Origin of the sequence: Pseudomonas siliginis, from assembly GCF_019145195.1 — a bacterium.
Classification (GTDB): Bacteria; Pseudomonadota; Gammaproteobacteria; order Pseudomonadales; family Pseudomonadaceae; genus Aquipseudomonas; species Aquipseudomonas siliginis.
On record NZ_JAHSTW010000013.1, the window covers coordinates 1 to 13,326 of the forward strand.

The 13,326-nt window shown below is 59.5% G+C and carries 14 protein-coding genes; 4 read left to right on the plus strand and 10 right to left on the minus strand.

Going from position 1 to position 13,326, the window contains the following annotated elements:
• Positions 1-45: 45 nt before the first annotated feature.
• The 6 genes from flgE to KVG87_RS24200 all read right to left on the minus strand — a co-directional run bounded on the left by flgE (position 46) and on the right by KVG87_RS24200 (position 5,182).
• Positions 46-1,380: a flagellar hook protein FlgE gene (gene flgE, locus KVG87_RS24175; protein ID WP_041479563.1), complete on the minus strand. Its 1,335-nt coding sequence runs from the start codon at positions 1,378-1,380 to the stop codon at positions 46-48.
• Between the two features lie 31 nt (positions 1,381-1,411).
• Positions 1,412-2,140, minus strand: a complete 729-nt coding sequence (gene flgD / locus KVG87_RS24180; RefSeq protein WP_016773615.1) for a flagellar hook assembly protein FlgD — start codon at positions 2,138-2,140, stop codon at positions 1,412-1,414.
• A gap of 15 nt (positions 2,141-2,155) precedes the next feature.
• Entirely contained in the window at positions 2,156-2,599 is a 444-nt protein-coding gene (gene flgC, locus KVG87_RS24185; RefSeq protein ID WP_016773614.1) for a flagellar basal body rod protein FlgC, read from the minus strand.
• Between the two features lie 3 nt (positions 2,600-2,602).
• Positions 2,603-3,013: a flagellar basal body rod protein FlgB gene (flgB, locus tag KVG87_RS24190; RefSeq protein WP_016773613.1), complete on the minus strand. Its 411-nt coding sequence runs from the start codon at positions 3,011-3,013 to the stop codon at positions 2,603-2,605.
• Between the two features lie 362 nt (positions 3,014-3,375).
• On the minus strand, positions 3,376-4,203 hold the full coding sequence (gene cheR / locus KVG87_RS24195) for a protein-glutamate O-methyltransferase CheR (protein ID WP_016773612.1): 828 nt from the start codon (positions 4,201-4,203) through the stop codon (positions 3,376-3,378).
• Between the two features lie 46 nt (positions 4,204-4,249).
• A complete protein-coding gene (locus KVG87_RS24200) occupies positions 4,250-5,182 on the minus strand; it encodes a chemotaxis protein CheV (protein ID WP_016773611.1) in 933 nt (310 codons plus the stop codon).
• 82 nt (positions 5,183-5,264) lie between these two features.
• On the opposite strand from KVG87_RS24200, the gene flgA reads away from it, so the two are divergent.
• The 4 genes from flgA (at position 5,265) to KVG87_RS24220 (ending at position 7,867) form a co-directional block, all read left to right on the plus strand.
• On the plus strand, positions 5,265-6,026 hold the full coding sequence (gene flgA / locus KVG87_RS24205; protein ID WP_217852925.1) for a flagellar basal body P-ring formation chaperone FlgA: 762 nt from the start codon (positions 5,265-5,267) through the stop codon (positions 6,024-6,026).
• 162 nt (positions 6,027-6,188) lie between these two features.
• Positions 6,189-6,515 carry a flagellar biosynthesis anti-sigma factor FlgM gene (flgM, locus tag KVG87_RS24210; RefSeq protein WP_016773609.1) on the plus strand — a complete coding sequence of 109 codons (327 nt, stop codon included), beginning with the start codon at positions 6,189-6,191 and terminating at the stop codon, positions 6,513-6,515.
• A 48-nt stretch (positions 6,516-6,563) separates the two neighbouring features.
• The gene (locus tag KVG87_RS24215) at positions 6,564-7,031 is read left to right on the plus strand and encodes a flagella synthesis protein FlgN (RefSeq protein WP_041479278.1); all 468 of its coding nucleotides are present in this window, start codon (positions 6,564-6,566) and stop codon (positions 7,029-7,031) included.
• Between the two features lie 89 nt (positions 7,032-7,120).
• A complete protein-coding gene (locus KVG87_RS24220; RefSeq protein ID WP_217852927.1) occupies positions 7,121-7,867 on the plus strand; it encodes a flagellar brake protein in 747 nt (248 codons plus the stop codon).
• Positions 7,868-7,940: 73 nt separating this feature from the next.
• On the opposite strand, the gene KVG87_RS24225 is transcribed toward KVG87_RS24220, so the two are convergent.
• The 4 genes from KVG87_RS24225 to KVG87_RS24240 all read right to left on the minus strand — a co-directional run bounded on the left by KVG87_RS24225 (position 7,941) and on the right by KVG87_RS24240 (position 13,133).
• The gene (locus tag KVG87_RS24225) at positions 7,941-9,329 is read right to left on the minus strand and encodes an MFS transporter (RefSeq protein WP_076563862.1); all 1,389 of its coding nucleotides are present in this window, start codon (positions 9,327-9,329) and stop codon (positions 7,941-7,943) included.
• Between the two features lie 69 nt (positions 9,330-9,398).
• On the minus strand, positions 9,399-10,640 hold the full coding sequence (locus KVG87_RS24230) for a glutamine synthetase family protein (protein WP_172834031.1): 1,242 nt from the start codon (positions 10,638-10,640) through the stop codon (positions 9,399-9,401).
• A 199-nt stretch (positions 10,641-10,839) separates the two neighbouring features.
• Positions 10,840-11,532: a sensor histidine kinase gene (locus tag KVG87_RS24235; protein ID WP_217852929.1), complete on the minus strand. Its 693-nt coding sequence runs from the start codon at positions 11,530-11,532 to the stop codon at positions 10,840-10,842.
• Positions 11,529-13,133, minus strand: coding sequence for a tetratricopeptide repeat-containing response regulator (locus KVG87_RS24240; protein WP_016773603.1), 1,605 nt, complete (start codon positions 13,131-13,133; stop codon positions 11,529-11,531). The genes KVG87_RS24235 and KVG87_RS24240 overlap by 4 nt, the downstream gene beginning before the upstream one ends.
• Positions 13,134-13,326 lie beyond the last annotated feature (193 nt).

A 13,326-nucleotide genomic window follows, 5' to 3' on the forward strand; every position in this document is an offset into this window, starting at 1 on the left:
CCCCTCAAAACCGAGGGGCCCAAAAAAACCAGTCAGAAACCCGAATCAGGTCATCTGAATAATGGTCTGCATAATCGTGCTCTGCGTCGAAATAGTCTTGGCGTTCGCCTGATAGTTGCTCTGACCCTTGATCAGATCAACCAGCTCATTGGTCAGGTTAACGTTCGACTCTTCCAGCGAGTTGGACACCACCTCACCCAACGTACCGGTCTTCGGCGCGTCATAGCCCGGAATACCCGAAGCGAAAGTCTCTTTCCAGCTGGTGCCACCGACAGCCTGCAAGCCCTGTTCGTTGGTGAAGCTGGCCAGTGCAACCTGACCAATCGCCTTGCTCTGGTTGTTGCTGAAGTTGGCAAACAGCGTACCGGTGCCGTCGATGGTCAGGTTAGTGATCTGGCCAGTGGCGTAACCATCCTGAGTCGGGATCGTACGCGAGGTATCAGCGTTGTACTGAGTGGTGTTGGCCATCGAGATGGTCACGCCATTCGGATTCGCTGCCGCGCCGTTAGGCGTAAACACGCCATTGGTCACAGTGCCCGGCACCCAGCCGGTCATCTTCAGATCGCTGCTGATGATCGGGTTGGCCGGATCCGCCGGGTTAGGCGTGCTCACCTGAACCAGCTTGCCGGAGCTGTCGAACGACAATGTCGAGGCAACCGGCGCAGTGGTCACAGGGTTGCTGCCGGTAGCGTCCGGGTTACGGCCATCGACCAGGGTGTAAACCTTCCAGGTGTTCCCGCCAGTCTTGACCATGTACTGGTCCATGACGTGGGCGTTGCCCTGGGTGTCATAGATCGGTGTGCTGAAGGACTTGGTGTAAGTCTCAGGCTTCGACGGATCGAACTTGACGGCGCTGGCGCCGGTATCAACGATCACTGGCGAAGACGAATTGAGGTTGATGCTCGAGGTCACCGCAGAAGACGACTTCGGCGCCAGGTTCGAGGTGTCGATCTTAAGGTCAGTCAACACGCCGTTGATGATCTTGCCGTTGGCATCCACACCGTAACCCTGCAGACGCGAGGTGTAATCGGTGTTGGTGATGTAACCGGCGTTGTCGACCTTGAACGTACCGGCTCGGGTGTACGAGATCGAGCCGTTGTTGCTCATGGTGAAGAAACCGGAACCGTTGATGCCCATGTCCAGCACGTTGCCAGTGTTGTTGATGTCACCTTGGGTGAACTGCTGGGAAACGTTGGCCAGGCGCACGCCGTTGCCGATCACTTTGCTGCCGCTGCCCAGACGAGTCGACGAATAGACGTCTTCGAATTCTGCGCGCGAGGATTTGAAACCGGCGGTGGCGACGTTGGCGATGTTGTTGCCGGTTACGTCGAGTTGTTTGTTGGCGGCATAGAGACCGCTAAGGCCGATGTTAAAAGACATGTTCCACTCCTTCGTGCCGGGTTAGTCGGCTCTATATACCAATGGTTTGTACTTTGGACAGGGCAACGGTGCCCTTGCCGGCCAGGTTGAGCATCAGCTCGCCACCGGTCTGGCTGATCGTCACGCTGTTGACGGTCGCTGGCAGGTAGGTCGCCAGGTCGGTCGCGGTGCCGTTGATCGGTGCGTTGGCCTTGAACGTGTAAGTGCCGACCGGAACCACGGTGCCGGCGGTGTCCTTGCCGTCCCACGTGAAACTGGCATCGCCGGCAGCGCGGCTGCCCAGGTCGATGGTGCGCACGGTCTTGCCGTCCTTGTCGGTAATGGTCACGGTGCCGCCGGCAATCGACGAAGGCACGGTGACCGAACCGGTCAGGCCTTTGCTCGGGTCATCGAGCTGGGCGGTGTTGGTCTGCACGATCACGTTGCGACCGACCAGCGACGAAGCCTGCAGCGCTTGCGACGAGTTGTAGTTGCCGGCAAGGCCGCTGACGGTGGAGTTCAGCGTGGTGATGCCTTCAAGGCTGCTGAACTGCGCCAACTGCGCGACGAAAGCGCTGTTGTCCTGCGGGTCGAGCGGGTTCTGGTTTTTCAGCTGGGTGACCAGCAATTGCAGGAAAGCATCCTTGCCCAGCGCCTGGCCGCCGGTGGCACTGTTGGTCGCCGAAGCGATGCCGCCCGACGTCGTGCTGCTGGCCTTCTTCGACGAGTTGGCCAGGATGTCGTTCATGCTCAGGCTGCTGGTGGTATCCGTAACGCTCATGGCAGTCGCCCCTTATTACTGACCGAGGGTCAGTACCTTCTGCATCATGGTTTTGGCGGTGTTCATCATTTCCGCGTTGGTCTGGAACGAGCGGCTCGCGGAAATCATGTCAGCCATTTCTTCCACCACGTTGACGTTCGGGTAGTAGACGTAGCCCTTGGCGTCGGCGGCCGGATGGTTCGGCTCGTAGCGCGCTTCAAGATTGCTCTGGTCTTCGACAACGCCGAGCACCTGCACGCCCTGCCCGGCAGCGTCCTGGTTCTGGAACAGCGAATTGCTGCCGCCGGCCTGGCCGCCCTGGAACATGGTGGCGAATACCGGATGACGGGCGCGGTAGGTCTGGTCGATGCTCGACGAAACGGTTTCGGCGTTGGCGATGTTCGACGCCACGGTGTTCAGACGCGTGGTCTGCGCGCTCATGCCGCTGCCGGCAATGTTGAAAACGCTGGACAGGGACATGGATTATTCTCCGCGCAGGGCTGACACCAGCCCTTTGAATTTGCTGTTGAGCAAGGTGAAGCTGGCCTGGAAGCCGACGGCGTTTTCCGCGTAGTTCGACTGTTCCAGTTGAGCGTCGACGGTGTTCTGGTCGATCGAAGGCTGCATCGGCGTGCGATACATCAGCGACTCGTCACCATTGCCCAGCCCTTCAGCCTCGATGTGACGGCTGTTGGTCATGTTCAGGGCAAAGTGGCCGCCGGTCTTGGTCTTCTCGGTCTGTGCTTCGAGCACTTTGGAGAAATCCAGATCCCGCGCCTTGTAGTTCGGGGTGTCGGCGTTGGCGATGTTGTTGGCCAGCACTTCGGCACGCTGGGCGCGGAAGCCCAATGCCTTTTCGTGAATGCCCAGCGCTTTGTCGAAGCTGATGCTCATGTCGGGAACCTTCAGGTGACCGGTTTTTCGTATCTGAGCATTAGCAAGCGCCGTGCCAAATGGAACAACCCCCGTATTCCGGGGCTTTGCGCCGGACTTGCAAAGTGGCAATGCCAGAAAAGCGGCAACCGGTTACCGCCGGATGCCGCTTTTCTGCCGCTTGCCGTCCTTGCCAGGTCAGCGCAGATCCCTGTGGGAGCGAGCCTGCTCGCGAAGGGGGCGTGTCAGGCGTCAACTGTCTTACGGACAGACCGCTATCGCCAGCAGGCTCGCTCCCACAGGGGGCTCGTGGAAAATAATTCGGGCACAAAAAAACGGCAGGCCTTTTGGGGCCTCCCGTTTTTTGTATCACTGCAAACCGCTTATTTCGCCTTGTAAATAATCCCCGGGCTGCACTGAACCATCTGGTAATGATCCGGCAAACCGTTCAGCGCTTCCGAAGCGCCAAGGAACAGGTACCCACCCGGCTTCAACGTGCTGTGAATGCGCAACAGGATGTCCTTCTTCACTTCGGCAGAGAAGTAGATCAACACGTTGCGGCAGAACACGATGTCGAACTTGCCCAGCGCCGCGTAACTGTCGAGCAGGTTGAACGAGCGGAATTCCACCCGGCTCTTGATCGGCGCCTTGACCACCCAGCGCCCCGGCCCTTTCGGGTCGAAGTAGCGTTGCAGGCGTTCCGGCGACAGACCGCGACCGATCGCCAGGCTGTCGTACTCGCCGGTCTTGCAGTTGTTGAGCATCAGGCCCGACAGATCGGTGGCAACGATCTGCACACCCATCTTCAACTGACCCAGGTTGCTGCGCTCGAACTCGTCGATGGACATCGACAGCGAGTACGGTTCCTGCCCCGACGAGCAGGCCGCCGACCAGATCCGCAGACGCTGGTTGGGGCTGGCCTTGATCGCTTCCGGCAGTACCTTGTTCTTCAAGACTTCAAACGGATAGGTGTCGCGAAACCACAGGGTTTCGTTGGTCGTCATGGCATCGACCACCTGCTCGCGCAAACCGCTGCGCGGCTGGGTCTGGATGCGCTGTACCAGCTCACCCAGGGACTTGATGCCTTGCTGCTCCATCAGTTTGTTGAGACGGCTCGAGACCAGATACTGCTTGTTTTCACCGAGCAGAATGCCACAGGCTTTTTCCAGGAAGACCCGGAACTGTTCGAAATCCAAATTACCCGTAGACAATGATGCCGCCTCTTAAATCGTGTTGACCGCCAGGGACAGAAGGTCCCTAGCTGATATCTGCTGCTTTGATCCGGTCGACTACCCGGGATGCGAGGTCATCAGGACGGAATTTGGCCAGGAAGTCATCAGCACCGACTTTCTTCACCATCGCCTGATTGAATACCCCCGACAACGAAGTATGCAGGATGATATGGAGCTTTTGCATGCGCGCGTCGCCGCGGATTTCCGCCGTCAGGGTGTACCCGTCCATCTCCGGCATCTCGATGTCGGAAATCATCATCAGGAACTCTTCTTCCGGCTTCTTGCCCTCGTCGACCAGCTTGCGCAGGTAATCCAGCGCCTGCTTGCCGTCGTTCAGCGCCACCACTTCGACACCGATGGTCTGCAGACAACGGGTGACCTGCTTGCGCGCCACCGACGAGTCATCGACCGTCAGCACCCGCAGCGACAACGCCTTGGTCTGCGTCTCGACATCGACCACGCCCACCGAAATCGCTTCCGGCGTCGGCGCCACTTCGGCCAGCACCTTCTCGACGTCGATGATTTCGACCAACTGATTGTCGACCCGGGTCACAGCGGTCAGGTAGTGATCGCGACCGGTACCCTTGGGTGGCGGATGGATCTCTTCCCAGTTCATGTTGACGATGCGCTCCACCGAGCGGACCAGGAAACCCTGGGTCTTGGTGTTGTACTCCGTGATGATCACGAACGGACTGTTCTTGTCTTTCAACGCACCGGAGCCCGTTGCCATTGCCAGATCCAGGATCGGAATGGTCGCTCCCCGTATATTCGCTACCCCGCACACGACAGGACTGGATTTGGGCATCAACGTCAGCGACGGGCATTGCAACACTTCCCGTACCTTGAACACGTTGATCCCGTAGAGCTGCGGCCCGTCGAGACGGAACAACAGCAACTCGAGGCGATTCTGCCCTACCAGTTGCGTGCGCTGGTTCACCGAATCCATTACACCAGCCATGCCCAGACTCCTACACCAACGCCAAGTGTTGTTGCGACGCACATTCATTGCTAAACGGCACGGCGCTTGCTTTTTAACTCGTATGAACGCTCAAACGACATTTTCCCGACGCCTGACATCTACCCTTCGCAAAGGGCTTTGCGCGGTGGCCGCCGTTTGCTGCTCGCTTGCTGGCAGTCCTGCCAATGCAGATGCGGTTACCTTGCCTGATATGCTTATCGGCGTGACTCAGGGCTTTCTTGAATTCACCGTAGAAGACTATTTGGCTTCCAGTCAAACCGAAGGCCGCTACGAAATCGAAGTCAACCAGCTCGACCCGCGCATGCGCATGCCCATGTGCGACAAGGAATTGACAGCGACACTGGAGAGCCCGGCACGCCCGCTGGGCCGCGTCACGGTGAAGGTTCGCTGCGAAGGCAGTTCGCCCTGGACGGTGTTCGTACCCGCTCAAGTCCGCCTGTTTCGCGAGATCGTGACGACCACTCGTCCGCTGAAACGCGCCGGCATTATCGAGCCGCAGGATGTGACCTTGCGCGAGCGCGACGTCAGCACGATCAACCAGGGTTTCCTAACCTCCGTCGACGAAGCGATCGGGCAGAAACTTACCCGACCAACGGTCGCCGATCAGGTCATCACCCTGGTGCATCTGGAACAGGCCGAAGTGGTCCGTAAGGGTGACCAAGTGGTGATCACTGCGCGCAGCGGCACCCTTGCCGTACGCATGCCGGGGGAAGCGCTCTCCAATGGCGGCATGAAAGAACAGATTCGAGTAAAAAACCTTAATTCTCAAAGAGTTATCAAGGCGCAGGTGATTGCGCCGGGACAGGTCGAAGTGGCCATGTAAAAGCCTCGTGGAGAAAACTGGCGCCGATCCCGTCGCTTCCCTAAACTGTGCCGCAGCAGGTCTCGCAACGGCGCATGCAAGCTTATGGTTGATTGGGCCTAAAGTTTTTCAGGGGATAGCCGAAAACATGGCAAGCGTCCAAATTCCCAGAGGTTTTTTATCATGGTTATCGATTTCAACCGATTGAACAGTTCCTCGTCACTAACCGGCAGCACACGTACCAGCAACGCCAAGGAAAGCGCTGAAAACAGCCCCTCCGCGCCGCTGAATACCCAGGCCGAACAGGCCAATGTCGCCAAAAGCGGGGAGTCGGTACACCTCAGCAATGAGGCTCAACAGTTGCAGAAGGTCACTGACAAGCTGCGCGATCAGCCTGCTGTCGACAAAGCCCGTGTGGCCGAGTTGAAAGCCGCGATTGCCGATGGCAGCTATAAAGTCGACAGCAACCGTGTAGCCAGCAAACTGCTCAACTTCGAAGCCCAGCGCTAGGCTTTTGCCGGCGCCAGGCTTTTGGACGCTTAAACCCCAAGGCCAGCCATGCACGACACTAACTTATTGCAACTGATCAACGACGACTTTGCTCCAGCGCAACAATTGCTGGAGTTATTGCAAACCGAATCCCTCGCTTTGCATGGTCGCGACATGCCGTTGCTGGAAGAAATTCTGGCGACCAAGCAAGCGTTGATCATTCTGCTCGAGCAGCATGGCCGCAAGCGCAGCGAAATCCTCGCCAGCCTCAACCTGCCGACCGATCGCACAGGTCTTGAGCAACTGGCCAGCCAGTCGAGCATTGGCGACCAGTTGTTGACCCAAGGCGATGCCCTGACCGCGCTGATCGCCCAGTGCCAGGCTGCCAACGTCAAGAATGGCCAGTCGATCCAGATCCAGCAGGCGACCACGGCCAATCAGCTGAAGATCCTCACCGGCGGTGAGCCGCCAGCGCTGTACGACGCCAGCGGGACCTTTGCCAAACCGGTCAAGCCGCGAACGCTCAGCCAGGCATGAGCCATTCGCTGACCCTGCACTATCCACCTGCGCAACATGCTGGCAAAATACTGGCCAGTCGTCTTATTTTGTCTGGAGATTGAAGAACCGTGTCCAACACCCTAAGCGCGGATGATGCTCCGCAGCCTCCGAAGGTGCTCACCACGCCACTGGAAATCTCCAGCAACCTGCGCCAGCTGCAAGACAGCCACGATCCGCTGATCATCACCTTCCATGAACGCAGCCAGCGCTTTCAGAGTTACCTGATCAAGGTCGACCGCGAAACCGCAACGATCGCGCTGGATGAAATGATTCCACGCGACGGCGAGCGCTTCCTCCAGGCTGGCGAGCCGTTCAAGGTCGAAGGCTTTCATGACGGCGTACGCATCGCCTGGGAATGCAACGGCACACTGAACATCGAAGAATCCGACGGCGATCGTTTCTACACCGGCGACCTGCCGAGCGAAGTGGTCTACCACCAGCGCCGCAACGCTTTCCGCGCTGCGTTGAAACTTACCGACCTGGTCAGCGTTGAACTGGGCGGCGAAAAGCTCAAGGTTCCTCTGCACGGCAAGCTGCTGGATATCTCCGCCACTGGCTGCAAATTCCGCTTCGAAAGCGACATCACTGACCGCCTGCAACTGGGCCAGGTCTACGACCGCCTGATCGCCCCGCCGCTGTTCGGCAATCAGCCAACATCGGTCGAACTGCGCTATTTGCATTTCGAAGAAAAACTCAACATTACCTTTGCCGGTCTGCGCTTCCACAACATCAGTGGCCAGGCTGCGCGCAACGTCGAGCGGTTTGTTTACCAGTTGCAGCGTGAAGCACGGCGTTTCGACAAAGACGATCTCTGAGTCGCAGCGACCAATAAAAAGGGCAGTCCCGCACAGGACTGCCCTTTTTTATGCGCCGTTGTTTATCTTCGGCTCAAGGCCGGCCACCGCTGATATCCGGCGCAGGCTTGTCGTCATCGCCGCTGTCCTGTTCGGCTGCAACGACTGCTTCCGGCTGCGCAACGGGCTCCGGTTCGGGCTCAGGATTGACCGGCGCCGGATCCTGCACCATCTGCTCCTGCACCACCTGCTCATCAACACGCGGGTCAAGCGCCGCCACCAGCGGCGAACTCGACATGCTGTCCGGCATCGCCACGTGATGCAGCGGTGCGTCGTCGACCTGATGCAGGTTGGTGACCGCTTTCGGACGAATCCGCCAGACCAGCACCAACGCGAAGAAACTGAAGAACGCATACAGGCTCTGACTGCCGAGAAACTTCATCAGCACACCCGCCAGCAGCGGCCCGATGCTCGCGCCGACGCCGTAGGTCACCAGTAACATCGCGGTCAGCGACACCCGCCGATCGCCTTCGACGTGGTCATTGGAGAACGCCACCGCCAGCGGATACAGGCAGAACTGCACCAGCGAACAGAAGAAACCGACAACGAACAGCACCTCCAGCGGCACCTGCGGCATGATCGCCAACGGCAACGCCGCCACCGCCAGAAACCCGGCAAAGCAGCGAATCAGCAATGCGCGGTCATAACGGTCGGACAACCAGCCCAACGGCCACTGCACCAGTAAGCCGGCAAAAATGCAGCTACCCATGAACAGACCGACCTGCTCGGTCGTCAGCCCCTGTTGCGAGGCATACAGCGGCGCCAGACCGTAGAACGAACCGATGATCAAACCGGCGCCGAGCACCGTGCTCAGCGATTGCGGCACACGTTTGATAAAGAAGCGCGGCTCCATCGGCGCGGGGTGCAGAGGCGCCGGGTGAATCCGTCGGGTCAGCGTCACCGGCACCAGGCACAGGGCAAAGCACAGCGCCACCAGCATCAGCAGTTCCAGACCGAGGCCGGGGTGCATGACCAGAATCAGCTGGCCCAGCACCAGGCCCAGGTACGAGGCGATCATGTAACCGCTGAACACCAGGCCGCGTTGATTGGCATCGGCCTGCTCGTTGAGCCAGCTCTCGATGACCATGTACTGACACATCATGCCCAGACCAACGATCGTCCGCAGCACCAGCCACGCCGGCAGCCAGTCCACCAGACCATGGCCGAGCACCGCCGCGCCGACGATCCCGGCACACGCCGAATAGGCACGGATATGCCCGACCCGGGCGATCAGGCGATGGCCGATCTTGCCGCCCAGCACCAGACCGAAATAGTTGGCCGCCATCAGCGCACCGACCCACAGCCCGTCGACATTGTCGGCGGCCAGACGCAAAGCCAGATAAGTAGAAAGAAGGCCTGAGCCGATCAACATCATCAGCGAGGCGAAATACAGCGCTCGAAAGGATTTCCAGATTTGGCGCATCGGCGTTCCGAGCGGCTCCTTGCAGTAAATACCGGGCGGTCAGATCGACAGCCCGGCAGCAGCGATACGTCAGGCCTGGGCGGCCAGCACACGGCGCTCCCAGGGAGTGATTTCATCAAAGAAGCTGGTCAACTCCATGGTCTTCGAAGCGATGTAGCCTTCGATGAACTCCGACCCGAACAGTTCCCTCGCCAACTGGCTACGTTTCAGACGCTCAAGCGCGGCGTGCAAGGTACACGGCAAGGCCAGATTATCCGGCACGGCGAACTCACCCTGGATTGCCGCGCTCGGCTCCAGTTCCTGTTCGATGCCGTGCAAACCCGCGGCCAGACTGGCGGCGATCGCCAGATAAGGATTGGCGTCGGCGCCCGGCAAGCGGTTTTCGACCCGACGTGCGACCGGCGAGCTGGCGGGAATACGCAAGCCGGCGGCGCGATTGTCATGGGACCAGCAGGCATTGTTCGGCGACGCGTACGGATGACACAGGCGCTGATAGGAATTCACGTTAGGCGCAAACAGTGCGGTGAAATCGGCGAGGCCTGCCTGTTGCCCGCCGATGAAGTGGCGGAACATCGACGTCGGCTCGCCGTTCGAGTCAGTGAAGACATTCTTACCGCTGCCGATTTCAACGATGCTCTGGTGAATATGCATCGAACTGCCCGGCGTGTGCGCCAGCGGTTTGGCCATGCACACCACGCTCAGGCCATGCTTGAGCGCGACCTCCTTGAGCAGGTGCTTGAACAGGAACGTCTGATCGGCCAGCAGCAGCGGATCGCCGTGCAGCAGATTGATCTCGAACTGGCTGACGCCCATTTCATGCATGAAGGTGTCGCGCGGCAGGCCCAGGGCGGCCATGCATTTATATACTTCGCTGAAGAACGGCCGCAGACCGTTGTTGGAACTGACGCTGAACGCCGACTGACCATCCTCGCGACGGCCGTCGAGGCCCACCGGCGGACGGAACGGCTGAGTCGGATCGGTGTTCGGTGCGAAGACAAAAAATTCCAGCTCGGTCGCCACCACCGGCGCCAGACCGTGCGCGGCGTAACGGGCGATGACCGCTTTGAGCTGACCACGGGTCGAGAGACTTGAGCTCCCCCCGCTCAGTTCGTCGGCGTCGCAAATCGCCATGGCACGCGGCTCGTCGCTCCAGGGCAAACGGTGAATCTGCGCAGGATCGGCAACCAGCGCCAGATCGCCGTCATCGCTGCCGTAGAACCGCGCCGGCGGATAGCCGCCCATGATGCATTGCAGCAGCACACCCCGCGCCAACTGCAAACGCCGCCCCTCGAGGAAACCCTCGGCGGTCATCACCTTGCCCCGTGGCACACCGTTCAGATCCGGGGTGACACATTCAATCTCATCAATGCCGGTCAATCGCTGCGCGAGTGAACCCTGGCCATCGGTTGTCATGACGCAATCCTTGTTGTTGTGCGAGCCGCGAACGGCGACCCGGACAAAATAGGCTGCGGCTGTTCGGAATATCAAGCAGCGTCAAACAAAAAGCCTGTCACGGCAGGTAAAGGCTGAACACCCCACCGCCCAACGGCCCGCCATTGCTGATTTCGGTGCGCCCTTCCACGCCGTTGCGCTGATGCAGCGCGGCGATGCGATTGGCGAAATACAGACCGAGGCCAGTGCTGCCGCTGCTGTGATTGATGCCCTGCACATAATCGGTCTGACGCTCGAGCATCTCTGCTGGATAGCCGTCGCCGTCGTCGTTGATGCTCAACACCAGTTGCCCGGCTTCGTCGCTGACAGTAATCAGCAACGACTCGCGGGCGTAACGGATCGCATTGTTGATGCAGTTGCCGAGCACCGAGGCGATCAGCTCGCGATCGAAGAAACCCAGCGGGCTCAACGGATCGACTTCATAGGTGGCGATGATGCCGCGACTGGCAAACACCTCCTGATGCGCGGCCAGTTGCGCCTCGATGAAATCGTCGAGTTCGTGATAGGCCGGCTGTAGCGGCAACTGGTTGACGCCGAGTTTGTAAAGCCCGAGCAACTGCACCAGCATGCCGTTGAGGTGGGCGAACTCGAAGTCGATCACGCCCTGCTCCGAGCCGTCGCGCAGCTCTTTCGGCAGACGCGCCAGCCATTGGCTGTGCGCCTGCATCAGCATGGCCAGGGAGTTCTTCATGTCGTGGACGGTGGAGGCAATCACCGTGGAAAAATCCAGCGCCGGATCAATTGGGTTCATTCGCCAAACGCCTTGCTTTTCAGCTTCTGATAACGCGCAAACCGCGCGTCGGTGTCGGGCATCAGGCCCACCAGTTTCAGGCAGGCCCGACATTCTTCCAGCTCCGCCGACGGCACACTGGTGTCGGTGCCATGCAGCAGCGACTGGGCCAGGTTCAGCGCAATACTGATGTTTTTCGGTTGCAGCTTGAGCGCCTTGCGGAACACCTCGCGGGCCTCGACCAGATTGCCGGTCTTGTACACGCGCACGCCCTGGCGGTTGAGATCGGCCGCAGCGTTGCTCGAACTGAGAATCGTCGGATCGTCGGTGAGCTTGGCGATGTCTTTCATCACCGCTGGGTCGTCACCGTAGATCTCCGCGCAGCTCTTGAGCATCGAAGTGCCCGCCTCGGCCTGACCGAGCATCTGCAACTGCTTGGCCACCAGCAACGCCGCCTCGGGGCTCATGAACTGTTCCATGCCATCGAGGCGCATCAGTGCTTGTTCGGTAAGCTTGTCAGCGGTTTCAGCGTCGTTGAGCAACAGGCTGGTGGCCTTCATCAGTCGCGCACGGATTTGCAGGCCGGGATCGCTCGGGTTTTCTTTGGCCACGGCGCTGAGGGTGGTATTGATCTCCAGCCGCGTACGCGTGTCGAGGCCGCGATCGCTGCCCTTGCTGATCAGCGCATGAGCCAGGCCGAGATTGCTTTCCGGGTCCTTGAAACGCGACTGCGCGCCCTGCGCCACGGCCTGACGATAAGCCCGCGAGGCGGTTTCGAAATCTTCGTTGGCCATCGCCAGTTTGCCGAGCAAAGCTTGACGGCGCACCGCCAATGGCGACAGTCGAATCGCTTCTTCGAGCACCCGCTGCGCGCCTTTGCTGTCGCCTTCGGCCACCAGCACATCAGCCATGCCGTCATACAGCGCCGGCATCATCGGGAACACTTTCAAGGCCTTTTCATAGACCTCTTTGGCCTGCGAGACCTGCCCGCGCTTGAACAGCAACTTGCCCAATCCAGCGAAGGCCCACGGCAACGGACGGTCGGCAATGATGCCGTCGTAGAGTCGCTCCAGCGCTTCGTTCTGATTCATATCGCGCAGCGCATCGGCGCGGTAACGCAGGCACAGCGGCGAATAGCGGATGTCCTGTTTGCACAGGGCAATACAGGCATTGAGCACCTCGACCGGCTTACCGCGATCAAGGGCCTGCAGAATCGGTTTGAGCAAAGTCTTGCGTTGCTCCAGACGCTCAAGGCGCTGGGCCAGCCCGGAACGGTTGAACGGCTTGGTCAGGTACGCATCCGGCTCATGCTCCAGCGCACTGAGCACCATCGCCTGACTGGTCTCGGCGGTGACCATGACGAAAACGGCTTCGTGGCTAATGAGCTTTTCCGACATCAGGTCTTCGAGCACCTGCTGGCCGTTCTTCTTGCCGTCGCCGAGGTGGAAGTCCTGAAGAATGAAATCGTAGGACTTCTGCGAGCACATCTTCAGCGCCTGCTCGCCAGTGTCGGCAGTATCGACATCCTTGACGCCGAGCTCACGCAACATCGAACGCACGGAACTGCGGAAATCGGAAAAATCATCGACGATCAGAAAGCTTTTTTGGTGATACGACGACATCGAAGATTTCCAGGCAATTGAAGAAAACGAACCGAGGCGATTTCAGGCGCGCAGATGATAGCCGGAGGCCATGCGCCATCAAGCGATTTCGCTGGAGTCTGAACTCACCGTTCGGGTTATCGGCCAAAAATCCCGGGGCCTGAGGGTGCTGCTTCAAGAATGTTGCCTGGAGTATTACTCTGCGCGCCTGCTC

Coding starts and splice junctions, on each gene's coding strand:
- flgE (WP_041479563.1), bottom strand. CDS start 1,380: ATGTCTTTTAACATCGGCCTTAGCGGTCTCTATGCCGCCAACAAACAA.
- flgD (WP_016773615.1), bottom strand. CDS start 2,140: ATGAGCGTTACGGATACCACCAGCAGCCTGAGCATGAACGACATCCTG.
- flgC (WP_016773614.1), bottom strand. CDS start 2,599: ATGTCCCTGTCCAGCGTTTTCAACATTGCCGGCAGCGGCATGAGCGCG.
- flgB (WP_016773613.1), bottom strand. CDS start 3,013: ATGAGCATCAGCTTCGACAAAGCGCTGGGCATTCACGAAAAGGCATTG.
- KVG87_RS24200 (WP_016773611.1), bottom strand. CDS start 5,182: ATGGCTGGTGTAATGGATTCGGTGAACCAGCGCACGCAACTGGTAGGG.
- flgA (WP_217852925.1), top strand. CDS start 5,265: ATGAACGCTCAAACGACATTTTCCCGACGCCTGACATCTACCCTTCGC.
- flgM (WP_016773609.1), top strand. CDS start 6,189: ATGGTTATCGATTTCAACCGATTGAACAGTTCCTCGTCACTAACCGGC.
- KVG87_RS24215 (WP_041479278.1), top strand. CDS start 6,564: ATGCACGACACTAACTTATTGCAACTGATCAACGACGACTTTGCTCCA.
- KVG87_RS24225 (WP_076563862.1), bottom strand. CDS start 9,329: ATGCGCCAAATCTGGAAATCCTTTCGAGCGCTGTATTTCGCCTCGCTG.
- KVG87_RS24230 (WP_172834031.1), bottom strand. CDS start 10,640: ATGACCGCCGAGGGTTTCCTCGAGGGGCGGCGTTTGCAGTTGGCGCGG.
- KVG87_RS24235 (WP_217852929.1), bottom strand. CDS start 11,532: ATGAACCCAATTGATCCGGCGCTGGATTTTTCCACGGTGATTGCCTCC.
- KVG87_RS24240 (WP_016773603.1), bottom strand. CDS start 13,133: ATGTCGTCGTATCACCAAAAAAGCTTTCTGATCGTCGATGATTTTTCC.